This is a genomic window from Facklamia sp. P12955, assembly GCF_050409565.1.
GTDB lineage: Bacteria > Bacillota > Bacilli > Lactobacillales > Aerococcaceae > Facklamia.
Genome location: NZ_JBNUPF010000001.1, coordinates 74708 through 95618, shown reverse-complemented (window position 1 = coordinate 95618; position 20911 = coordinate 74708). Strand labels below are relative to the sequence as shown.

Sequence of the window (20911 nt, the reverse complement as noted above, 5' to 3'; positions counted from 1 at the left end):
GGATGCGAAAGTGGGTATATTTTATTTGCCAATAGACTCATCTTTAATAGTCTTAGAAATTAAATTTTTTCGCAGAAAATCAATTCTGCCATATCGAAACTAAAATAGGCTGTTTGATCATCGTTATATGAAAAAATAAAAATACGATTTGTGTCATCAATCTTATCTAGGTGAATTCTTTGATTTAATTCAAGATTAATTTGTTGTAAGTATTCTAGTAGTTCATGTTTATCGATACAGCGACGAAACACTAGGTGGTCACCTTCACTAAATGATGATAGAGGTGTCCGATAAACTTCTTGATAATTATCAATTGTGGGAATAATACTTCCATGAGGACAAAATTTTGGATAATCTAGCAGTTTTTCTAATTTCTCAAAAAAATAGTCACTTTCTAAATGTTCAATAGTTTCAGCATCGTTGTGAACTTGCGTGATGTCATATTTTAAGATTTTCATTAAAAAAAGTTCGGCAATGCGATGTTTACGCACAACCTTAATCGCACTTTCTAATCCTTGTCTGGTTAAACGCACTCCTTTATAGGCGATAGATTCAACAAGATTGTCTTCAACTAATCGGCTAATCATATCGGTTACAGACGGAGCTGAAATATTTAAGCTGTCCGCAATTAATTTATTTGAAACATATTCTTCACTACCGTTCAAACTGAAAATCGCTTTAAGATAGTTTTCTTTGACATTGGATCGTTTCATTATCTCTCCCTCTTTCATAAGCTTTTAATACCTTAGTCTTTCTTAGTGAATTTTCTTAGTAAATTTAGTATAACACAACTACAATTAACTAGACTAAAATAGTTTTTCACCAAACAAAATTATGATATAGCAATCACAAAACAAAAACATTAGACCCTCCTAAATAATTTATTGCTTAAAGTTAAAAAATAGTGTACACTCTTACTAGTGAAGAAAGGAGTATATATATATGATTCAAATTAAACATTTGAATGTTGATTATTTTGGGCACAAAGCACTAGTCGATGTGAACCTTGATATCCCATTTGGATACAGTGAGGGTATTATAGGGCCGAATGGCGCTGGAAAATCAACCTTAATGAAAGCAATGTTAGGAATTATTCCTAGCAGTGGAAAAGTGACTTATAATGGCGAGGACATTAAAAATAAATTAAGAAAAATTGCCTATGTTCCTCAAAAAAGTGACTTAGACTTAACTTTTCCCATTACAGTTGAAGATACTGTTTTAACAGGAACTTACCCTAATTTACCATTATTTAAAAGACCAGGTAAGAAGGAAAGAGAAATTGTGGATTACTGTTTGGAGCAAGTAGTGATTGAGGATATTCGAAAAAAACAAATTAGTAATCTATCTGGTGGTCAGCTACAAAGGGTGTTTATTGCTCGAGCACTGGCTCAACAAGCAGAAGTTTTCTTTTTAGATGAGCCTTTTGTTGGGATTGATCTCAAAAGTGAGAATATTATTGTGGATATCTTGAGGCAATTGCGCAGTGATGGAAAATCGGTATTAGTGGTCCATCACGATCTTCATGAGGTGCAATCATACTTTGATCGACTTTTAATTTTAAATAAATCAGTCATCGCTGAGGGAGCAGTTAAAGAAGTGTTTACTAATGCGAATATTCAAGCAGCCTACGGAGGCTCATTAGGAAATGTTCAAATAAAAGGGTTAGGTGATTAAAATGACAGAAGTGTTTTCTCAACTCTTTGACCTACCTTCCTATGTTATTAATGCAGGTTTATCCGCAATTTTTTTAGGGGTAGTGTCTGGAATTATAGGTAGCTTTATTGTTTTAAGAAAGATGGCCTTGATGGGAGACGCATTATCGCATGCGGTATTACCTGGGGTAGCTCTTTCCTATATGTTTGGTATTAATATGTTGTTTGGAGCATCGCTTTTTGGGATTTTTGCTGCTGTTCTCATTCAATATATTTCAAAAAAATCTAACATTAAAAGTGATACTGCGATTGGCATCATTTTAAGTTCATTTTTTGCTTTAGGAATTATCTTAATTAGTCAAGCACGAAGTGGAATCGATTTAAATCACGTCTTGTTCGGTAATATTTTAGCGGTTCCGAATTCTGAGTTAGAACAATCTTTTTGGGTACTCGTTGCTGTGATTATTATTGTAAGTCTCTTTTATAAAGAGTTATTAATTTCATCCTTCGATCCTGTTGTTTCGAAAGCATATGGACTCAATACGGATTTCTATCATTATTTATTAATGCTTATGTTGTCCGTTGTAACTGTCTCCTCACTCTCCCAAGTAGGAATTGTGTTGGTTATTGCTATGTTAGTTATACCAGCTGCGACTTCCTATTTATGGACAAATAAACTAATCCATATGATTCTATTAGCCTCAATAATTGGAGCTTCAATGGGACTAATCGGAACATATATAAGTTTCCAAAATAATCTGCCTACGAGTTCAGCAATTGTCTTGTTGGGTTCACTAGTTTTCTTAATTTCATTTTTTGCTTCACCAAAAAACAATTTTTTTAGAAAGGAAAAAGTATCATGAAAATATTTAAAAAATTTATTGCATTGACTCTATTATTATCTACTATCTTATCAGGAATTGGAGGGGGGGTAAAAGCCCAAGCCGCTGAAGATAAAAGCCTAAAAATCGTAGCAAGTTATTCAATCATCGCTGATATGGTTAAGAATATCGTTGGAGAACATGGAGAAGTCTATAGTTTAGTGCCAATTGGAACAGACCCTCATAGCTATGAGCCGTTACCAGGAGATGCTCAAGAAGTATCTGAAGCTGATCTCGTTTTTTATAACGGATTTAACCTCGAAACAGGAAAAGGTTGGTTTGATGATTTACTTGATGTAACTGATAAAAAAGATGTAGCTTTTGCGGTGACTGAAGAAGTAGAACCTATGCATTTAACAGCTGAAGGTAAAGAAAATGAGCAAGATCCTCATGCTTGGCTAGACGTACAAAATGGCATTAAATATGTTGATCTTATTGCTGAAAAAATAATTGAAGCTGATCCAGAGCATAAAGAAGAGTATCTAAAAAATAAAGAAGCTTATACCAAAGAATTAGAAGATCTAGACCAATATGCAAAAGATGAAATTGCTAAAATTCCAGAAGATCAACGAATCTTAGTTACTTCAGAAGGAGCTTTTAAATACTTTTCTAAGGCCTATGGCTTTGAAGCAGCTTATATTTGGGAAATCAATACAGATAATCAAGGAACACCTGACCAAATGAAGCGTATCTTAGATATTATTAATGAGCGTGATGTGAAAGCCTTATTTGTTGAAACATCAATCAATCCTAAAACAATGGAGACAGTTTCTCAAGAAACAGGAATTCCTGTTAAATCGAAAATCTTTACAGATTCATTAGCAAATGAAGGCGAAGAAGGAGATACATACATCACAATGATCAAATGGAATGTTGACCATATTGTGAGTGGTATTCTTGAAACGGAATAATTATAAGATTTGCTAAAAGAACTAACTACATTTATCTTAGGGAGAGCTTAGGATATATTAGAAATTAAGAAACATTCTACTTATACACGTTCATCGGATGCATGAGGTGTTCGGTAGATTATATTATAGGGAGAATAAAATGCGGTTGAGTATTTATACTCGACCGTTTTTTATATGGTAATTGGATATGAGTAGCAAATATATCCTGTCTTGCAAAAATCAAGATCTATGTGGTGGTGTTTGCTGAAAGTAATCCAGAATCTACCGATAATTAAAAAACTTTAACTCTTAAATAAAAAGAATAAATATGCGAAAAGTATGCTAGTATCTATATGTTGCTGAAATATTTTTGGAGGAATGCATGAAAACGAAATGTAACTATTTATTAAGCTTATTAATACTTTTTCTAGCCATCTCTTTAAGTGGCTGCTTACAAGTTGAAGAGTTTTTGCAAGAATTCACTGAAGAACCAGTCAGTGAACAGTTAGCAAGTGATTCCAGTAAAACAAGCCGAGAGGGTTTTACAGAATTAAAAGTTGAAACAGATCCATGGCTTAACCAAGAAAACACGAGCGAGGTCGTTCAAGAAGAAGCGTTTTATTATAATCTAGAACAAGTCGCTGCCTATATTCATCAATATAATCGATTGCCAGCTAATTATATAACTAAGGAAGAGGCAACTAAGCAAAACTGGTCAACTGCTGATCCGATTTATGTGATTGGTGGCAATCGATTTGGCAATCGAGAGGGTAAATTACCTAAGAAAAAAGGAAGGCAATACTATGAAGCTGATATTCAAGCAGGGTACAGTCACCATCGTGGATCTGAACGAATCGTGTATTCTAATGATGGGCTGATTTATTACACTGACGATCATTATGATAGTTTTAAGCAGCTTTATTGAAAGGATGAAGAGTATGAAAATTATATTAGATGGCCAAGCCTTTACAGACAAGGAGACGACTTATTGCTATTTGATTGATCGATTAAATTTGCCCCACTACACGGGTCATAATTTAGATGCTTTATGGGATGTCCTAGGAGATAGCCGTCCTTTAGAGATTGAAATATACCGTGCGCGTTTAATTTTGGACCAACTCAATGATTATGGCCGTTGGTTGCTCGATTTGTTTGGGGATGCTTCAATTGAAATGGAACATCAAGTGACTCTTCATTGGTAGAGTATTTGGGAAGGCAATCGTCTTCTCTTTTTTAAGAATAAGTACTATTAAATTTAAATCAAACTCGTTATAGTAGAATGAGAGAATTAAAGGTGGGAGAAGCTATGCAAGAAACAATTGGACTCTATATACATATCCCTTTCTGTCAAAAGAAATGCCATTATTGCGACTTTTTAACCTTTGTGGATATGGAAGAGAGAATGGATGAATACGTTACCTACTTAATTAAAGAAATGGCTCTTTATAGTGGAAACTATCAATTAGACACAATTTATTTTGGTGGCGGAACACCTTCTTATTTAGAAGCTGAACAGATGGTTAAGATTATGGAAGCCATCCAGAGTCATTTTGTGATTCTTTCAGATTGTGAGATTTCGATTGAAATGAATCCCGAATCTGTCACGGAAGAAAAAGTAAAAACCTATTTAAAATATGGGTTTAATCGCTTTTCTATGGGAGTCCAGTCCTTTGATGATGCAACCTTAAGAATGATGGGGCGTTTACATGATCGTGAAACAGTCTATCAAAAGATTGCTTTATTAAAAGACTTAGGTGTTAAGAAATTGGGAATTGATTTGATGTTTGCTAACCCTAAACAGGACATGGATGTTTTAAAAAGGGACATAGAATTAGCTATGCAATTACCGCTTAATCATATTTCTTATTACTCCCTAATGATTAAAGAGAACACACCTTTTCAGCGTTGGGTGTTAACTGGACAGATGCGCGTTTTAGACGATGAAATTGAAAGAGAAATGTACCATTATATCCAATCAGAACTGACAAAACATGGTTTCCACCAATATGAAATTTCCAACTTTGCCAAAGGTGATGTTGAAAGTCGCCATAATAAAAAATACTGGCAGTTGAAGAATTATTTAGGAATTGGTTTAGGAGCTTCTTCTAATATTGATTTCGTGCGTTTTGTTAATCATAGACGTTTTGATGATTACTACGGCATGATTGATCAAGGCGAATATCCTATTCAGATCAGTGAAAAGCTTTCTTTGGAAGATCGCGAAAAGGAATATATTATGTTGAACCTACGTTTATTAAAAGGGTTTGAATTTAGTGAAATTAATCAGCGCTTTGGTATTGATTTTTTAACCAAGTACCAAGCAGTCCTGTCTAAACATAAAAAGTTAGGCTTGATAGATTACGATAACCAGGGTATCTGGTTTACTGAGAAAGGCTTAGATATTGGGAATCAATTTTATTTGGATATTTTATAGGAGGGGTATATTGGAAGTTAAACGGGTCAATCATTATCTAGATGACCGCTTTAATGAGGAAGTCTTAAGTCAGCACGGAGCCTTTTTGATTGATAACCAGCCCTATAGTGTCCATATTATCAATGGACATACGGCCCGAGTGCTAGGAAAAGAGGCCAATCATTTTCCAGCTTTAATTGAAGCTTTTCGCTTTTATGCTGAGCCTATTGATACATTTATTGACCTGAATGATAAGATTATCAAACAATATCCTCCGCAGAAATTGTTTCAACTTGAACTTCGTTAAATTCAGCCTTCGCAGTTCTATGTAGATAAGGACAAATTGCAGGCTATTTCATCTTTTATCAGAAAACAGACAGATATCATCATACCAGTTACAAAAATGAACAAGAGATGGGTCTCTTTAGACGGGCATAGCCGTTTGGCTTATGCTGTAGAAAATGGCTTTAAAACGATTCAAGTTTATGAAACAGCTGCTGATGAGGGTTTGGAATATTTTGTCAAAGAGGCAATAGCTCGTGACATATTATCACCTTATGATTTAAAAGTTTTGACACATGATGAATATCAAGTCCAATGGAATCAGTTTTGTGAGGACTATTTTTCGTTGTTAAATTAAATTACTTTCTCAAGTTTAATAATTTAAAGGAGGGTTTTAATGAATAAAATAGAAATTAAAGAAGATGTTCAGCTTCCATTTGAGCAAATTTTAGCTCTTTATGAAAATGTTCGTTGGACAGCCTATACTAAAGAACCAGAGCTTTTAGAAAAAGCTATCCAAAACAGCTTAAAAGTTTGGACAGCTTGGGAGGGTGATCAACTAATTGGCCTAGCACGTGTAGTAGGGGATGGGCTAACCATTATCTATATTCAAGATATTTTAGTACTTGAAGATTATCAAGGACAAGGTATTGGTAGTCAGTTATTGCAGAAGATATTAAAAGAATACCAAGCGGTGCGGCAAATTATATTGATGACTGACGATACTGATAAAACACAAAGTTTTTATAAGAAAAATGGTTTATTTAGAACAGACGAGTATCAGTTAGTAACCTATATGAAATAAAAGTCTAAGTCTCCAATTCTTTATTATAAGAATGGAGGCTTTTTTTATGGAAAAAACTTGTCAAAAACAACCGTTGTGTATATACTGTATATATACACAACAACTAAGGTGAGGTGAATCAATGAACATTTTAATATCTAAGTTAAATCCCAAGCCTATTTATGAACAGATAAAAGAACAGATTATCCAAGCCATTTTAAATGGGGATGTGGAAGAAGGAGACTTACTTCCTTCGGTAAGGGGCTTAGCAAAAGACTTAAAAGTCAGTGTAATAACGACCAAAAGAGCTTATGAAGACCTTGAAAGAGAAGGTTATGTAACTTCAGTGGTCGGGAAAGGTACCTATATAGCTGAGCAAGACCATGATTTCATTAGAAGGAAATACTTAAAAAGAATGGAAGCATTAATTAAAAATCTGATTGAAGAAAGTGCGATGATTGACCTCAGTTTGGAAGAAATAAAAGTATTGGTGGAAAGGATCTATAAGGAGGGTAAATAATGGGAGAATTTGTGATTGAAATGAATCAAGTATCAAAAACATTTACTGATTTCTCAATTAACAACTTAGATTTAAAGATTCGTAAAGGTTATGTGACTGGTTTTGTGGGACCGAATGGATCTGGAAAAACCACGATCATAAAATTAATTATGGGACTTATGAAAGCAGAAAGTGGATCGATTAAAGTTTTTGGTAAGGATCTTAAAAAGCATGTGGTAGCTATTAAGGAAGAGATAGGCTTTGTTTATGCGGAAAATTATTTCTATGATCACTTAACAGTCGAAGAAACGGGAAAAATGATCGCCCCTTTTTATAAAAAATGGGATTGGGAAACCTACTGGTCTTACACCCAATCATTTGGATTATCAAAAGCTAAAAAAATAGAAGAACTCTCAACGGGTATGAAAGTAGCGCTTTCTTTAGCCATTGCCTTATCACATGATCCTATGTTGATTATTCTTGATGAGCCAACTTCTGGGCTGGATCCTATCGTAAGAAATAGAGTTTTAGATATTTTGTTTGACTATATCCAAGACTCTGAAAAGTCTGTTTTTTTCTCAAGTCATATTATGACAGATATAGAAAAAACAGCTGATCATATTGCAATGATTCATTATGGAGAACTGATTATTAATAAAGAAAAAGATTATCTCCTCAACCAATACAGGTTAGTGAAGGGACCTAAAGAAATTTTAGACGACGAGCTCAGGAGCCAATTAATTAATTGCCGAGAAACATCAGTCGGATTTGAGGGCCTTTCGTCAAACTATGAGCTATTTAAAGAATTATTTGGAGAACAAGTGATTATTGATCCGGCTAATCTTGAAGAGATAATGGTTAATTTATTTGATGAAAGGAGATAGTATGAAGGCTTTAATCCATAAAGAATTTATTTTAAATTCTAAAAAAAATTTACTGATTTTTATGGCTATATTTTTTGTGGGATGTGTTCTATCCGATTCATTTCAAATTCCAATCATTTGTCCCGTTGTTTTGACAGTTTGGTACCCACTAATTATGAATGAAAAGGAAAATTTTAAGAAATCGGGAGTGCTTTTAAATAGTTTACCTATTGAGGCTGAAAAAATCGTCTTAGCTAAATATGTTTACACTATTTTGATGGGGACGCTATTTTTTATTAGTTTTATTTTACCAAATTATCTTTTACCCGAATTCAAGGCCTACTCTCCTAATGAAGTTTTAATTGCCTTTACTTATTCAATAGGTTCGATCTCATTTTCATACTTTGCATATTATGTTATTGGTAAATTTTTTTACCAAATATGTAGTTTAATGTCTTTCTATTTTTTCTTTTTTTTAGCTAAAAGTGAAGGAACTCTAAATGAACCATTATTTGCTCCATTTACCAATTTTTCCAATCAATTTTCTTTTCAAGAACTACTCATGCCATTGTCTGTTTATATCATTCTATCACTCAGTCTTTCTTACATATTAGCTGCTCGATCTTATAGCAAAAAAGATTTTTAAAGCGAGTTTCATTAAGAAAGATAACATTAAAGATTTTTCTTAAATGTTGTCTTTCTATTGATTTTTACGATTCTTGTGTACAATATACCCTAAACTTCCCCCAGCTATAGCAGACAAGAAAGCCATCCAAAAGATCTCATCCTCACGAAAACGGTTCGCTGAATAAGCCCAAACGCCAACTAAAATGAAAAAAGTTAAGGCAAAGGCTAGAATAAAGAGTGGATTGTTACTTTGAAAAGCTTGAAAATCGCCTAGACTATCTTTTAGGATGGAGTCTGTTGAAGTTTTAAAAACTTCACTCAAAGCTACAATGTTTTTGAGATCTGGATTACTTTGATTACTTTCCCATTTAGAAATAGCTTGTCGCGAGCCATCAATTTTATTTGCCAGTTCTTCTTGAGACAAGCCTTGCTTCTTCCTTAAAGTTTGAATACGCTCACCAATAGTCATAATAAATTCCTCCTATTTAAACTTTCCTTAATTTTATCAAAAGACTTAGCTGCTTATCTAGCAACTATAGTTGGCAAAGTCGCAAGGAGTGGTTGAATAAAAAAAATAATGGCTTCTTTTTCTTTTAGGTCCTAAGTCTGATTAGCTTGAAAGCTTAAAATAGTATAATTAAACCATAGAAAGGAAGATGAATATGATCCCACTAAATATATATGTGCAAAGTGTTGAAAAGAATTTTTGGATTTATAATTTTGTTGCTTCTTTTATTTATTTTGCTATTAATGGCTTTGATGCTTTAAGTAATTTCATTCTATTTCCACTAGCTATTATGTTAATTATTTATATTTTAAAAGAACGTTTGAGGTCAACCGCAGATACCCAATTTTTAGGATTTTACCCTCTAGGTAAAGATTTTGGTAAATTAGTTATTGCTTCAATTATGAACTATGTTATATGGCAGGTATCAGGCTTACTCTTCTTTGTTGCCTTAGTTTATTTATTGTGGAAAGAGTATCACTAATCCATTAAAACGAATAGTTCGTTTAAACTGAGCAAACATAGTGGGGTCCCCTTAAATGTACCATGTAATATAAAAAGTCTGTTTTCTCTTTATTGAGGAACAGACTTTTTTGTATGATTGAAGTGAGTTTGATTAAGTAATATCAGATCAAGTAGGCTTTCACAAATGGGAGGACTTGCTAGTAACTCAGCGACTAAGTAGCTAAGATAAGTAACCAAGGTGATAGGAAATAACCATGGGAGAGAAACACCTGTCATTTCAAGAATTAAAAAAATACCAGAAAGGGGTGCTCTGACAATTGCAGCAAAATGTCCACTCATTGCAAATAAAGAAAGATAGATGATAAGGTCAGAGGGAATCAATCCTAAATTGTATAATAAACTGCCATAGAGATTACCTAATATAGCTCCAATAGATAATAATGGAAAAAAGATACCACCGGGTATGCCTGAACAAAAAGCGAATGCTAATAATAATATCTTCATTGAATATAAATAAGATAGGTAGTTAGGATTAGGGTTCGCGCCGATTGGGAAACTTATTAAATTAGCTCCAGAACCAAATAAATTACGGTCAAAATAGAGTATAATAGCGGTTAATATAAAAGGTAGGATTGATTTTAGCCATTGAGGAATTGCTAAAACCTGTGAAAGACCTTTTCCCTGGATTATTATCCAATTAAACAATACACCAGAAAGACCCGTAATAAGCCCTAAACCAAGACAAGTTATCAATAAATTATCTGGAAGTTCTGCTTGTCTAAGCAGAATAATAGAAGGTTGATTTCCTAAAATACTATTAGCTGTCTGATTAGCAAGCAGCACGATTATACCGGCATAAATAAATAATTGCCTACTTGTTTTATAGAATAAACCTTCTAAGATAAAAGATAGCCCTGATAAAGGTGCATTGAAAGTAGCCGCCATTCCTCCTCCTGCTGCACCAGCTATTAGGTAACGACTGATAGAAGAATCGCTATGAAAAAACTTACTCACAACTTGCCCGATAGTAGAGCCGATTTGAATAGATGGGCCTCCTCTTCCTAGAGTTAAGCCGGAGCCAATAGCAGCAATTCCACCAAAAAATTTGTAAATTAAAACGGTGAGCCCATTTTGATTTAAATGCTTGTGAAGAAGGCCATTTATTCGTGGGACACCTGACCCTCCGATAGCTGGTTCCATTTTTAAGCTAAAGGCGGTAAAAAATCCCAGACCTAGCATAAACAAAGCATAAATAATAAGATTTGTTATATTTTGATGCGAGAGTGATAAGAAGGAGTATGAAAAATTTGCAAGATGATTGATAAGAAGATTAAAAGCTGCTATTACACAGCCAGTTATTAATCCGGTAAGGGCGCAGAGCAAGAGCGTTTTGATTGAAGTATAAGTGTTTTTCATAAAAAACCTCCTTTTTTATTCTAGGGCATCTTATTTTTTTTGACAAGTGCTTGTTAATTGAAGGTTATACATTTAGCGAGTGATATAATAGTATTTGAAGTGAAAATTCACTTATAATAAAGTGGGGTCAACGATTAAATAGTTTGAATATAAAAAAGAGCATTCTTGAGCAATTTAAACCAAGTAAATGAAATTTCTAAACAATTTAAAGGAGACTGAATAGATGGTGAAAGATGTTCATTGGCAATTATTTCAAGGGTTAGCCGAGCAAGAGTTGGAGAATATCTGTGGAAAGTTAAAAATTCCTAACGACTACCTTACAAGCGTCAACGATCCTTTTGAAATAGCGCGTATAGAAGATGGGGTTAATATCAAAGGGCATTCGACTTACCTAGTCGTTTTACAGTACCTACTACCACAATCTAATAATTTGGAAGAATGCGAATACAAGACACGAGCTATTTCGCTAGTAAAAGTGGAAGACCAGCTTTTTGTGAGTCTCAATGAAGATCCTCAGTATTTTTCAGATCTTTTTAAACAATTTGATCGAAATATTCAATTAAGCTATGAAGAGATGATAATGAAAGTTTTTTGGAAAATTCAAAACGAAACCATTAAAGTTTTAGCTTGGGTGCATGAAGAAATTGAAGACATGCAAAAAGATATTGAGTATTCTTCTCAAAATAAAGAACTTTACCGTCTTATGAGACTTGATAAAAGCTTGGCATATATAAAAACAGCCGTGCATAATAATCGAATAATTCTGGAAAAAATTAGTCAGGATGAAAGATTTCAGTCTGTGCCTGCTTTGAAGTCTTTAATGCATGATGTCTTGATTGAGTCGTATCAGGCCGAATCAATGGTTAATGAAGGGATGCGAATCACCGGTCAATTAAGTGATCTATTCTCGAATGTAATTTCCAATAATTTGAATAATGTAATGAAAGTTTTGACCTCGATTACGATTATTCTTACGATTCCGACAATTATTGGAGGACTGTGGGGAATGAATGTACCACTTCCGTTTGCAAATAGCGAAGCGGGATTTTTTATGACAATTCTATTAAGCTTAATAATCAGTATCGTTGTTGTGTTTTGGTTAAAATCTAAAGATTATTTATAATTAAGCTTCCAAAAAGCCAGACAATGATTGTCTGACTTTACTTTAAGGACGTGTAACATCTTGAACATCTACTTCAATATTTGCTTCTTTTAAATGGGCGATTAGTTTGCCTTCATCATTTAAAGGAAAAGATTGGGCAAAATACTGCTTATTGGCTTTTCCTAATAAATTGATACGGTTTTTTTTAAGATCTCTAGTTAAAACAACACGATCGACCTTTGCAAAAGAAATTGGAATCATTACGGATAAAGTTCCTCTGAAAATAGAAAAATCATTTTTTGAGATACCTCTAGCTAATGGGCCCGAGATAAAATAAAGAATGGCTGAAGCAATCAATAAATAATGCCACCTACTAGTTGCAAATTGAAAACCAATCCAAACTAACAAACCGATGGTTATTAATTGAGTCCAAATCCAGTAGCTTTGAGTTACTTCTACAAAAAGATTGCGACTTCTTTTATAAAAATGATAACTACTACCAGCGATTAAAGCGATAGTCAAGAGTATGGATACAATGTCTTTCAAAAGATCACTCCTTAAATTTTGCCTTAAAATAACTATACCATTCTTGAAAGCAATAAGCTATTAACATTTATAAGAAAAGGAACGATAATCAAATGTTTTTAAAACAACCTGATTTAAAAGATATAGATAGAATTGAAGCATTTTTAGACAGTTATCCTGAATCTGATCAATGGATTGCTGGGACTTCTAGTCTTCACCGATATCATGGAAAATTAGACCAGTGGATTAATTTAATGAAGAATTGGTCTCAAGGGAAGGAACTACCTGTCGGTAGAGTACCCGTGATTCAATGGCTATGTCTTGATGAAAAAGGAACAATGATCGGTGCCATTAATTTACGTCCTCATCTGAATGACTATTTACTTCATTCTGGGGGTCAGATTGGTTATGTGGTTCATCCAGACTATCGGTTTAAAGGTGTAGCAAGTTGGATGCTAGGTGAGGCCTTGAAGAAAGCCCATGAACTAGGAAATGAACGCATTCTAATTACTTGTAGAGCCAGTAATAAAGCCTCTCAAGCGACCATTAAAAAGTGGAAGGGTGTATTGGAAGACCAAAGAATAGAAAAGGGTGTAAGGGTAAATCGTTATTGGATTGACTTACCGAGTTAACTTAGAAGGTTTAAAGGATGTCAGTATCTTCAATTAAGATTCGGTTTTTATTCATTTGTAGATGTTAATTTGTTAGGATAAATTGAATGAAAGATCAGGGGAGTTTTGTTGATCTCTACGATTTATGATAGTCCGATTGGACGATTACAACTTTTAGTAGACCAAGAAGCGCTCATTGGCCGATGGTTCAAGAACAAAGGAAGGGTGGAAGAAAATTTACCGGACAATGTGCACTTTATTTCCTGGTCGAGACCTGAATTTAAACCCTATATCAATTGGTTAGAAAGCTATTTCCGCGGACAAACTAACTCTGCCATTATTTTTTCCTCTCAATCCAATGAACCAGACTGTTTTTGGCAAAACGTTTGGCGAATATTAAAGAAAATTCCTTACGGAAAGACAATGACTTATAAAGAGATAGCGAAAACTATTGAAGCCGAAACTAAGCAAAAGGTATCTGCTCAAGCAGTAGGAGGGGCAGTGGGAGCCAATCCTATTTTGTTGCTCATTTTTTGTCATCGAGTGATCTCAGCAACAAATGCTTTGACTGCTTATAGTGCAGGGACTGATAGGAAGATTTGGTTATTAAATTACGAAAAAGTTTAGAAAGGATGAGACTGATGCAAATAAAAGCAATTCCTGCTTTAGAAGATAATTATATTTGGGTAATTGAAAAAGAAGATGAAGTTATTGTCGTGGACCCAGGAGAAAGTGAACCTTTAATAAATTACTTAAAAACATTAGGCTTAAAAGTCAAAGCGATTCTCTTAACGCATTTTCATGAGGACCACGTCGGTGGATTGAGCGAATTGTTAGCCAGTCAAAAGCATGCGGTGACCGTTTACGGACCGATTGAAGTTGAAGAAAGAGTTAATCAAGTGGTCAAAGGGAGTGACCGGTTGGAGATAAGTGGTTTAGAGTTTGAGGTGCTTAAAACACCAGGGCACAGTGCTGAGCATGTGTCATATTTACTGGGGAAGCATCTTTTCTGTGGTGATGTTTTATTCTCAGCGGGTTGTGGGCGTGTATTTACTAATGATTATCAAGCGCAATATGACAGTCTTCAAAAAATAAAAGACTTGCCTGATGAAACGCAACTTTATGCTGGACACGAATACACTTTAACCAACTTGGCCTTTGCTTTAACCATCGAACCTGACAACCAAAACTTAATGAACCAGCAACAAGCTGTCAAAGTTTTAAGGTCCAAAGGCTTACCGAGCCTCCCGACTAGTTTAGCTGTTGAAAAGGAAATTAATCTGTTCCTACAAGCTGAAAGCTTGAAAGATTTCATCCAATTAAGAAAAGCGCGTGATCAATTTTAGAAAGGAAGAAGGGTATGCGAGTATTTATCGTTGAAGATGACCCGATTATTGCTGAGGGTTTAGCGAATACACTAATTAAGCATCGGTTTGAAGTTAGAAAGTGTCTAGACTTTGAAAATGTTGTCGAAGAATGCCTCTCTTGGCAAGCCCATCTGGTCCTCTTAGATATTAATTTACCTTATCAAAATGGCTATTATTGGTGTAGTCAGTTGCGGGCTCAATCACAAATTCCAATTATTTTTATTTCTTCTTTATCTGAAAGTATGGACCAGCTAGTAGCCTTACAGATGGGGGGAGATGATTATCTAGTCAAGCCAATTGATCGTCAGCTGACTGTTGCAAAAATCCAGGCTCTTTTAAGAAGAAGTTATAACTATCAACCAGATAAAAGTCTTAATCTTAGTTTTGATGGGATGACTTTAAATACACAAGCTTTAAGCCTTGGATACCAAGAAGAAATTATTGACTTAACCGCCACTGAATACCAAATATTAGCAGTCTTATTTAAGAAAAAGGGGAATTATGCAAGAAGGGATGAAATACTTGATGCCTGCTGGCAAGAAAACCAATTTATTGATGATAATACATTAGCGGTCAATATTTCACGCTTAAGAAAAAAATTGATAGCATTTAATCGTGGGCCGGTAATTGGTACTAAAAAAGGAGTCGGTTATTGTCTTTTAAAGAAAGAGGCAAAAAATGAAAGCTTTCATTAATGAATATCGCGGTCTGATATTATTTGTTCTCTTTATCTTAGCTCTTTTTGCTCTTGTTTTTTACTTATTTCATCTAAACTGGATGCATTACCTCATCCCTTCTTTACTGATTGTGCTTATTTTAGTCTTATATTTAGGGAGGCAATGGTTTTATTTTCAAATGGAAGTAAGTTACCAAGTAAAATTTCAAACTTTATTGGAGAGTTCACTTGTTGAGAAGAATATTCAATTAAATAGGGAGAAAGATTTGGAAGACTATTTCTTATTATGGGTCCATCAAATTAAAACACCGATTGCGGCAAGTAAAATGCTCTTAGAAGAAAGCGATGATCCGTCGAAAGGGCTACTTAATCAAGAGTTAGTCAAAATTGAATCTTATTCTAATTTAGCTTTAAATTATCTTAAAGTAACTAACCCTAAAAGAGACATGGTCTTTAGCCGGGTTCAATTGAATGAGATTATCCAACCGCTCTTAAAACGTTACCGCCATCAGTTCATCAATCAGGAGATTACTTTACACTATCAACCGATCGATCAAGCAATTTTAACGGAGGCTAATCTGTGTCAGATTATGATCGAACAAATCTTATCCAATGCTTTAAAATACAGCCCCAAAGGGAATATATGGATTAAATGGAGACAAGCTAGTTATGACTTGGTCATTGAAGATGATGGAAGAGGTATTCATTCTCAAGACTTACCTAAGATTTTTGATAAGGGTTATTCGGGCCATAATGGTTTACTGAACGAGCAATCTTCTGGTATTGGTTTATACATGGTGCAGTTAATTAGTAAGCGTCTCAACCAAGCCGTAAGTGTTCAGTCAAAAAAGGGTGAAGGAAGCCGTTTTATCATACAATTTAATCAAGAGATGAGTTAACCTTACAAAAATGTAAGGTTCTTTTACAATTTGTAAGTTTTGATAAAGGCCGATAATTAAATATTCCTATAGACTTGATTTAAGAAATAGAGGGGGGACTAGTTTATGTTATTAAGTGTAGAACATGTTGAAAAAATATACAGTGGGAGAGGCAATAAGACTATCGCCTTAAGAGATGTTAATTTTGCTATTAATGAAGGGGAATATGTAGCTATTATGGGAGAGTCAGGGTCGGGGAAATCAACTTTACTGAATATTTTAGCGACTTTTGATCAACCGACTGCCGGTCGTGTCTTGATAAATGATTTTGATTTGTCGGGGCTTAAAGAAGAGCAAATTGCCAGTTTTCGCCGTGAGAAGCTAGGGTTTGTTTTTCAAGATTTTAATTTATTAGATGGATTTACCAACCGAGACAATATCCTCTTACCAATGGTTTTATCACAGAAATCAGTGGTTGAAATGGAAGAACAACTTAAAAGGGTAGCTAGTTTGGTGGGGGTAGAGGCACTATTAGATAAATATCCCTATGAAATATCAGGAGGCCAAGCGCAACGGATTGCAATTTCTCGTGCTCTAATCAATCAACCGGATATTATTCTAGCTGATGAACCCACTGGGGCCTTAGATTCAAAGACTTCTGAACAGATTATGCAAATTTTTGTAAAATTAAATCAAGCAAGTAATACGATTTTGATGGTCACTCACTCGATAAAGGCAGCGTCTTCTGCTAACCGAGTTTTGTTTATCAAAGATGGCGTCATTTATCATGAAATATATCGAGGCCAACAATCATCACTTGATTTTCAAGATGCAATTGCTGACGCCTTAGCGATGTTGAATGGACGGAGGGAAGCAAAATGCTAAGTATGTCGATTGTTATCCGTAAGTCAGCTATAAAATCAATGAAGTCGAACAAAGAACTTTTTTTACCTTTCAGTCTTGCTTCCATTATTCTGTTTGCTTTAGAATATATTATTTTATCGCTCACTGGCAATCAATATATTATCGAACGGTCAGCCAGTTTAAATTCTATATTGATGATTGGTGTTTTCTTTGCGACTCTTTTGAATATTATTATTGTTTTGTACGCTTCTAGCTTTATACGAAAAAAGTTAACGCAAGAATTTGGTCTCTATTCCATTCTAGGATTAGCCAAAAAGCATGTAGATCGTATTTCGTTCATTCAATTTACGATTGTCCTCTTAGTTAATGCTTTATTTAGTGTTTTAATAGGTTATTTAAGTGGTAATTTTTTGTTTGTCTTATTTAATCGTTTAATGAAGGATACCGGAGCCGGATTTATGGATTATCCTTTTGATCCTAAAGCGGCCCTAGAAACCTTAGTATTGATGGTGGGAACTTACGCTATTATCTATCTCTTATCCACCTTAAAAATTCATCGTTTACAGTCGCTGGATTTGATGAAGGATAGCCGTAAGGGACAAGGGCGAGTTAAGAACCGTTGGATTATTTTGGCGATATGTTTAATCACCTTAGCGGCTGGCTATTATATTGCCCTTACTACTCAAGGTGTTTTAGATTCACTGTCTATGATTTTTATCGCTATTTTCTTAGTGATGATCGGAACATATTCTTTTTTCATGGCTTTTATGGTGTTTGTGTTGAAATTGATGCAAAAAAATAAGCGCTATTATTATCAACCCACTCATTTCTTAAGTACTTCAGGCATGTTGCAGAGAATAAGTAAAAATGCCACATCATTAGCCTCGATAACCATTTTAGCCACTGGTATTATGATGGTCTTGGCAATGACCTTAACCACCTATCGCAATATGGAAGCAGCTGCTGAAGGTTCCATGCCAAGAGAGTATGAAATAACTTTTGCTCCTTCTCAAGCCTATGAAAAAACAACAGAGGAACAATTAGAATTGTTACGAAATTTTCAAGCAGAACTTCAATCAACTGATTTGATTTCGAACAATTTAATTGAGACAAATGCGATGGAGGCTGTCTTGATTAAAGAAGATCATATTTATCCTTTGTTAGAGCCTGGTCAAAAGCAAAAAGTGGAAGAAGGAGAGCATAGCTTTGTTATTCTCGGGTTAAAGGCAGATTATCTAGCTAGATATCCCGATGAATCTGTTCCAGAAGATCAGTGGGTTCTTGCTTCTAATTTAAAGGATGTATCACATTGGGAAAAAATTTATTGGAAAGATGGATTAGAACGCGCGGTCTATATTGGTAAAGGTGAAATTATTCCTTATACCATTGGTGTTGATGCACTGTATTTTGGTGTCAATTCTTTAGCAGAGTTACAAGCGATGCAAAGGTATTCATTAGATAAGTCCGATATAGAATTATCCACTGTAAGCTCTTTATATTTTGATTTGAAAGAGCCTCAGTTTGAAAAAACAGTTCAAAAATTGGTTGATGAGCAAGGCTTTTTCATGGAGAGTAAGGCCTATAAAAAGGAGTTGCTCTATCAGCTTAATGGTGGCTTATTATTTATCGGTCTTATCGTTTCAAGTGTACTGATAATAGGAATGATCTTGATGCTTTACTTCAAGCAAGTATCAGAAGGTTATGCAGATAAAAAGAATTATCAAATTATGAAACAAGTGGGCTTACCTTTACAATTAATTAAGAAAACCATCCGCTCTCAAGTACTTTGGTTTTTCTTCTTACCTTTAATCATTGCAGTTGTTCATAATCTGTTTGCGAGTCAAATTATATTCAAACTGTTAGGTTTATTAGGTGTTAATAATTTTAATGATTATTTGTTTAGCTTCAGTATGGTCCTATCGGGATTTATTCTATTCTATCTGATTTTCTACCATCTAACTTCTCGGTCATACTACCGCATTATCAATCAAGAAGATTAAATAAAAACACCTGCTTTTTTTAAAAAGAAAGCAGGTGTTTTAAGTATTATTCTTAAATAATAGCTAGCACGATGAAGTTGATGATAAAGAGAACAATCGATACCCAAATAATTGGATGAACTTCTTTAGTTTGTCCTTTAGCTGTTTTAATGATTCCATAGAGAATGAATCCTGCTGCAATTCCGTTGGAAATGGAGTAGGTTAAACCCATAAAAACAGATGCGAAGAATGCCGGCACAGCATCTTCAAAATTCGACCAGTCAATATCGGATAGAGAGCTAACCATCAAAATCCCGACAATAATCAAGGCTGGTGCTGTTGCTTGTGCAGGAATTAAAGAGATGATTGGCGATAAGAAAGCAGAAAGAACAAAGCAAAGCGCTGTTACCACTGAAGTAAAGCCTGTACGACCTCCAGCTCCAATCCCAGCAGATGACTCGACAAAGGTTGTAGTATTGGAAGTACCTAGAATTGCTCCGAAAATTGTCCCTACAGAGTCGCCGAACAAGGCTTTATCCATCTTAGAAGTGAATCCTGAACCGGATTCTAAAGCTAATTGATCGGCTTTTGAAAAGATACCTGAGCGTAAACCAGTACCAATAAAGGTACCAATTGTATCAAAAACATCAGAAAGTGAAAAAGCAAAGATTGTCATTAAAACAATTGGTAAGCGAGTAAGATCGCCAAATAGAGAAGGGATTCCTGCACTGGTGAAAATTACGCCAAAAATTTGCCCAAGGTCAGCAAAAGCAGAAGAGAGAGAATTATCGGCGAATGAAACTTGTCCTAAGTCAACCACATTGGTTAGGAAAGCTAATACAGTTGTAACAGCGATACCAATTAAAATGGCTCCTTTAGACTTTCTCATCATTAGGATAATGGTGACAATTATACCAACAACTGCAATTAAGGCACCTGGTTGGGTGAAATTAACCAATTCTGGGACAATACCACCATCAGTTACAACGCTGAATACTCCACCAGAGATTGTTTCCGCCATAGGATCTCCATTATTGACAGAGATAATATTCCCGGCACCTGAGGTGAATTGTAAAAGACCAGCATTTTTTAAACCGATATAGCCGATGAAAATACCGATACCAGCAGAAATAGCATGTTGTAAAAATGCAGGAATTGAAACGATTAATAATTTACGAATTTTAGTGATAGTGATTAAAACGTTCAAGATTCCACAAATGAATACCATGGATAGTGCCTCTTGCCAAGTGAATCCTAAGGCAAAAACAACCGTATAGGTAAAGAATGCATTTAATCCCATCCCGGGAGCTAAGGCGTAAGGAACATTAGCAAATATTCCAATGAATAAAGTTGAAATAGCAGCAGCAAAAATAGTAGCTAGAAATACTCCTTGTGCCGGCATACCTGCTTGTGACAAAATGGCTGGATTGACGAACATGATATAAGACATAGCAAGAAAGGTAGTGATTCCTGCTTGTATCTCTGTTCCTAGGTCCGTATTGTTCTCAGAAAACTTAAAATAATTGCGAATGGCTTCCATTGAATTCCTCCTCAAATTGATGAAATGATTGTAACAAAGATAGTTGTCTTTCGGAAGAGCATAAAAATATATAATCTTTTGTTAAATTTAAA

At 34.7% G+C, this 20911-nt stretch carries 26 protein-coding genes; 21 read left to right on the top strand and 5 right to left on the bottom strand.

Annotated features, from left to right (window positions below):
• Window positions 1-59: 59 nt before the first annotated feature.
• The gene (locus ACQV2G_RS00520) at window positions 60-713 is read right to left on the bottom strand and encodes a metal-dependent transcriptional regulator (protein ID WP_428872723.1); all 654 of its coding nucleotides are present in this window, start codon (window positions 711-713) and stop codon (window positions 60-62) included.
• 229 nt (window positions 714-942) lie between these two features.
• Between ACQV2G_RS00520 and ACQV2G_RS00515 the strand changes: the two genes are divergently transcribed.
• From ACQV2G_RS00515 to ACQV2G_RS00460, 12 genes are all read left to right on the top strand, one after another.
• Window positions 943-1674, top strand: coding sequence for a metal ABC transporter ATP-binding protein (locus ACQV2G_RS00515; RefSeq protein ID WP_428874908.1), 732 nt, complete (start codon window positions 943-945; stop codon window positions 1672-1674).
• A 1-nt stretch (window position 1675) separates the two neighbouring features.
• Window positions 1676-2515, top strand: coding sequence for an iron chelate uptake ABC transporter family permease subunit (locus ACQV2G_RS00510; protein ID WP_428874907.1), 840 nt, complete (start codon window positions 1676-1678; stop codon window positions 2513-2515).
• On the top strand, window positions 2512-3444 hold the full coding sequence (locus ACQV2G_RS00505) for a metal ABC transporter solute-binding protein, Zn/Mn family (RefSeq protein ID WP_428874906.1): 933 nt from the start codon (window positions 2512-2514) through the stop codon (window positions 3442-3444). The genes ACQV2G_RS00510 and ACQV2G_RS00505 overlap by 4 nt, the downstream gene beginning before the upstream one ends.
• A 361-nt stretch (window positions 3445-3805) precedes the next feature.
• Entirely contained in the window at window positions 3806-4348 is a 543-nt protein-coding gene (locus tag ACQV2G_RS00500) for a ribonuclease domain-containing protein (protein ID WP_428872726.1), read from the top strand.
• 13 nt (window positions 4349-4361) lie between these two features.
• On the top strand, window positions 4362-4625 hold the full coding sequence (locus ACQV2G_RS00495) for a barstar family protein (RefSeq protein ID WP_428872727.1): 264 nt from the start codon (window positions 4362-4364) through the stop codon (window positions 4623-4625).
• A gap of 104 nt (window positions 4626-4729) precedes the next feature.
• Complete coding sequence (gene hemW / locus ACQV2G_RS00490; protein ID WP_428874905.1) at window positions 4730-5857, top strand: radical SAM family heme chaperone HemW; 1128 nt, start codon at window positions 4730-4732, stop codon at window positions 5855-5857.
• A gap of 10 nt (window positions 5858-5867) precedes the next feature.
• Window positions 5868-6143, top strand: coding sequence for a hypothetical protein (locus tag ACQV2G_RS00485; RefSeq protein WP_428872732.1), 276 nt, complete (start codon window positions 5868-5870; stop codon window positions 6141-6143).
• A 96-nt stretch (window positions 6144-6239) separates the two neighbouring features.
• Window positions 6240-6476: a hypothetical protein gene (locus tag ACQV2G_RS00480; RefSeq protein WP_428875783.1), complete on the top strand. Its 237-nt coding sequence runs from the start codon at window positions 6240-6242 to the stop codon at window positions 6474-6476.
• 39 nt (window positions 6477-6515) lie between these two features.
• Window positions 6516-6923: a GNAT family N-acetyltransferase gene (locus ACQV2G_RS00475; protein WP_428875782.1), complete on the top strand. Its 408-nt coding sequence runs from the start codon at window positions 6516-6518 to the stop codon at window positions 6921-6923.
• A gap of 121 nt (window positions 6924-7044) precedes the next feature.
• Complete coding sequence (locus ACQV2G_RS00470; RefSeq protein ID WP_428872737.1) at window positions 7045-7422, top strand: GntR family transcriptional regulator; 378 nt, start codon at window positions 7045-7047, stop codon at window positions 7420-7422.
• Window positions 7422-8285: an ABC transporter ATP-binding protein gene (locus ACQV2G_RS00465; RefSeq protein WP_428875780.1), complete on the top strand. Its 864-nt coding sequence runs from the start codon at window positions 7422-7424 to the stop codon at window positions 8283-8285. Before ACQV2G_RS00470 ends, ACQV2G_RS00465 begins: the two co-directional genes overlap by 1 nt.
• Before the next feature lies 1 nt (window position 8286).
• Window positions 8287-8910: an ABC-2 transporter permease gene (locus ACQV2G_RS00460; protein WP_428872739.1), complete on the top strand. Its 624-nt coding sequence runs from the start codon at window positions 8287-8289 to the stop codon at window positions 8908-8910.
• Between the two features lie 54 nt (window positions 8911-8964).
• Here the strand turns inward: ACQV2G_RS00460 and ACQV2G_RS00455 are convergent, their stop codons facing one another.
• A complete protein-coding gene (locus tag ACQV2G_RS00455) occupies window positions 8965-9360 on the bottom strand; it encodes a helix-turn-helix domain-containing protein (RefSeq protein WP_428875779.1) in 396 nt (131 codons plus the stop codon).
• A 193-nt stretch (window positions 9361-9553) separates the two neighbouring features.
• Here ACQV2G_RS00455 and ACQV2G_RS00450 point away from each other — a divergent pair, with 193 nt between their 5' ends.
• Complete coding sequence (locus tag ACQV2G_RS00450; RefSeq protein ID WP_428872741.1) at window positions 9554-9880, top strand: hypothetical protein; 327 nt, start codon at window positions 9554-9556, stop codon at window positions 9878-9880.
• An 89-nt stretch (window positions 9881-9969) separates the two neighbouring features.
• Here the strand turns inward: ACQV2G_RS00450 and ACQV2G_RS00445 are convergent, their stop codons facing one another.
• Window positions 9970-11277, bottom strand: a complete 1308-nt coding sequence (locus tag ACQV2G_RS00445) for a ClC family H(+)/Cl(-) exchange transporter (protein WP_428875778.1) — start codon at window positions 11275-11277, stop codon at window positions 9970-9972.
• A 223-nt stretch (window positions 11278-11500) separates the two neighbouring features.
• Between ACQV2G_RS00445 and ACQV2G_RS00440 the strand changes: the two genes are divergently transcribed.
• On the top strand, window positions 11501-12400 hold the full coding sequence (locus ACQV2G_RS00440; RefSeq protein WP_428874900.1) for a magnesium transporter CorA family protein: 900 nt from the start codon (window positions 11501-11503) through the stop codon (window positions 12398-12400).
• A gap of 42 nt (window positions 12401-12442) precedes the next feature.
• Here ACQV2G_RS00440 and ACQV2G_RS00435 read toward each other — a convergent pair whose 3' ends face one another.
• The gene (locus tag ACQV2G_RS00435) at window positions 12443-12925 is read right to left on the bottom strand and encodes a hypothetical protein (protein ID WP_428872744.1); all 483 of its coding nucleotides are present in this window, start codon (window positions 12923-12925) and stop codon (window positions 12443-12445) included.
• Between the two features lie 92 nt (window positions 12926-13017).
• On the opposite strand from ACQV2G_RS00435, the gene ACQV2G_RS00430 reads away from it, so the two are divergent.
• From ACQV2G_RS00430 to ACQV2G_RS00400, 7 genes are all read left to right on the top strand, one after another.
• A complete protein-coding gene (locus ACQV2G_RS00430; RefSeq protein WP_428872745.1) occupies window positions 13018-13536 on the top strand; it encodes a GNAT family N-acetyltransferase in 519 nt (172 codons plus the stop codon).
• Between the two features lie 108 nt (window positions 13537-13644).
• Window positions 13645-14142 (top strand): methylated-DNA--[protein]-cysteine S-methyltransferase, encoded by a 498-nt coding sequence (locus tag ACQV2G_RS00425; protein WP_428874899.1) that lies wholly within the window; start codon window positions 13645-13647, stop codon window positions 14140-14142.
• 14 nt (window positions 14143-14156) lie between these two features.
• Window positions 14157-14861: a hydroxyacylglutathione hydrolase gene (gloB, locus tag ACQV2G_RS00420; protein ID WP_428872747.1), complete on the top strand. Its 705-nt coding sequence runs from the start codon at window positions 14157-14159 to the stop codon at window positions 14859-14861.
• Window positions 14862-14875: 14 nt separating this feature from the next.
• Window positions 14876-15577: a response regulator transcription factor gene (locus tag ACQV2G_RS00415; RefSeq protein ID WP_428875777.1), complete on the top strand. Its 702-nt coding sequence runs from the start codon at window positions 14876-14878 to the stop codon at window positions 15575-15577.
• On the top strand, window positions 15561-16457 hold the full coding sequence (locus ACQV2G_RS00410) for a sensor histidine kinase (RefSeq protein WP_428872749.1): 897 nt from the start codon (window positions 15561-15563) through the stop codon (window positions 16455-16457). The genes ACQV2G_RS00415 and ACQV2G_RS00410 overlap by 17 nt, the downstream gene beginning before the upstream one ends.
• Before the next feature lie 105 nt (window positions 16458-16562).
• Complete coding sequence (locus ACQV2G_RS00405) at window positions 16563-17321, top strand: ABC transporter ATP-binding protein (protein ID WP_428872750.1); 759 nt, start codon at window positions 16563-16565, stop codon at window positions 17319-17321.
• The gene (locus ACQV2G_RS00400) at window positions 17315-19300 is read left to right on the top strand and encodes an FtsX-like permease family protein (RefSeq protein WP_428875776.1); all 1986 of its coding nucleotides are present in this window, start codon (window positions 17315-17317) and stop codon (window positions 19298-19300) included. The genes ACQV2G_RS00405 and ACQV2G_RS00400 overlap by 7 nt, the downstream gene beginning before the upstream one ends.
• Before the next feature lie 52 nt (window positions 19301-19352).
• Here the strand turns inward: ACQV2G_RS00400 and ACQV2G_RS00395 are convergent, their stop codons facing one another.
• Entirely contained in the window at window positions 19353-20819 is a 1467-nt protein-coding gene (locus ACQV2G_RS00395; protein WP_428872752.1) for an NCS2 family permease, read from the bottom strand.
• Window positions 20820-20911 lie beyond the last annotated feature (92 nt).

Excerpts from the sequence above, each read along its gene's own strand:
- ACQV2G_RS00520 (WP_428872723.1), bottom strand. The coding sequence starts at position 713 with ATGAAACGATCCAATGTCAAAGAAAACTATCTTAAAGCGATTTTCAGT.
- ACQV2G_RS00515 (WP_428874908.1), top strand. The coding sequence starts at position 943 with ATGATTCAAATTAAACATTTGAATGTTGATTATTTTGGGCACAAAGCA.
- ACQV2G_RS00510 (WP_428874907.1), top strand. The coding sequence starts at position 1,676 with ATGACAGAAGTGTTTTCTCAACTCTTTGACCTACCTTCCTATGTTATT.
- ACQV2G_RS00505 (WP_428874906.1), top strand. The coding sequence starts at position 2,512 with ATGAAAATATTTAAAAAATTTATTGCATTGACTCTATTATTATCTACT.
- ACQV2G_RS00500 (WP_428872726.1), top strand. The coding sequence starts at position 3,806 with ATGAAAACGAAATGTAACTATTTATTAAGCTTATTAATACTTTTTCTA.
- ACQV2G_RS00495 (WP_428872727.1), top strand. The coding sequence starts at position 4,362 with ATGAAAATTATATTAGATGGCCAAGCCTTTACAGACAAGGAGACGACT.
- hemW (WP_428874905.1), top strand. The coding sequence starts at position 4,730 with ATGCAAGAAACAATTGGACTCTATATACATATCCCTTTCTGTCAAAAG.
- ACQV2G_RS00480 (WP_428875783.1), top strand. The coding sequence starts at position 6,240 with ATGAACAAGAGATGGGTCTCTTTAGACGGGCATAGCCGTTTGGCTTAT.
- ACQV2G_RS00475 (WP_428875782.1), top strand. The coding sequence starts at position 6,516 with ATGAATAAAATAGAAATTAAAGAAGATGTTCAGCTTCCATTTGAGCAA.
- ACQV2G_RS00470 (WP_428872737.1), top strand. The coding sequence starts at position 7,045 with ATGAACATTTTAATATCTAAGTTAAATCCCAAGCCTATTTATGAACAG.
- ACQV2G_RS00465 (WP_428875780.1), top strand. The coding sequence starts at position 7,422 with ATGGGAGAATTTGTGATTGAAATGAATCAAGTATCAAAAACATTTACT.
- ACQV2G_RS00460 (WP_428872739.1), top strand. The coding sequence starts at position 8,287 with ATGAAGGCTTTAATCCATAAAGAATTTATTTTAAATTCTAAAAAAAAT.
- ACQV2G_RS00455 (WP_428875779.1), bottom strand. The coding sequence starts at position 9,360 with ATGACTATTGGTGAGCGTATTCAAACTTTAAGGAAGAAGCAAGGCTTG.
- ACQV2G_RS00450 (WP_428872741.1), top strand. The coding sequence starts at position 9,554 with ATGATCCCACTAAATATATATGTGCAAAGTGTTGAAAAGAATTTTTGG.
- ACQV2G_RS00445 (WP_428875778.1), bottom strand. The coding sequence starts at position 11,277 with ATGAAAAACACTTATACTTCAATCAAAACGCTCTTGCTCTGCGCCCTT.
- ACQV2G_RS00440 (WP_428874900.1), top strand. The coding sequence starts at position 11,501 with ATGGTGAAAGATGTTCATTGGCAATTATTTCAAGGGTTAGCCGAGCAA.
- ACQV2G_RS00430 (WP_428872745.1), top strand. The coding sequence starts at position 13,018 with ATGTTTTTAAAACAACCTGATTTAAAAGATATAGATAGAATTGAAGCA.
- gloB (WP_428872747.1), top strand. The coding sequence starts at position 14,157 with ATGCAAATAAAAGCAATTCCTGCTTTAGAAGATAATTATATTTGGGTA.
- ACQV2G_RS00415 (WP_428875777.1), top strand. The coding sequence starts at position 14,876 with ATGCGAGTATTTATCGTTGAAGATGACCCGATTATTGCTGAGGGTTTA.
- ACQV2G_RS00410 (WP_428872749.1), top strand. The coding sequence starts at position 15,561 with ATGAAAGCTTTCATTAATGAATATCGCGGTCTGATATTATTTGTTCTC.
- ACQV2G_RS00405 (WP_428872750.1), top strand. The coding sequence starts at position 16,563 with ATGTTATTAAGTGTAGAACATGTTGAAAAAATATACAGTGGGAGAGGC.
- ACQV2G_RS00400 (WP_428875776.1), top strand. The coding sequence starts at position 17,315 with ATGCTAAGTATGTCGATTGTTATCCGTAAGTCAGCTATAAAATCAATG.
- ACQV2G_RS00395 (WP_428872752.1), bottom strand. The coding sequence starts at position 20,819 with ATGGAAGCCATTCGCAATTATTTTAAGTTTTCTGAGAACAATACGGAC.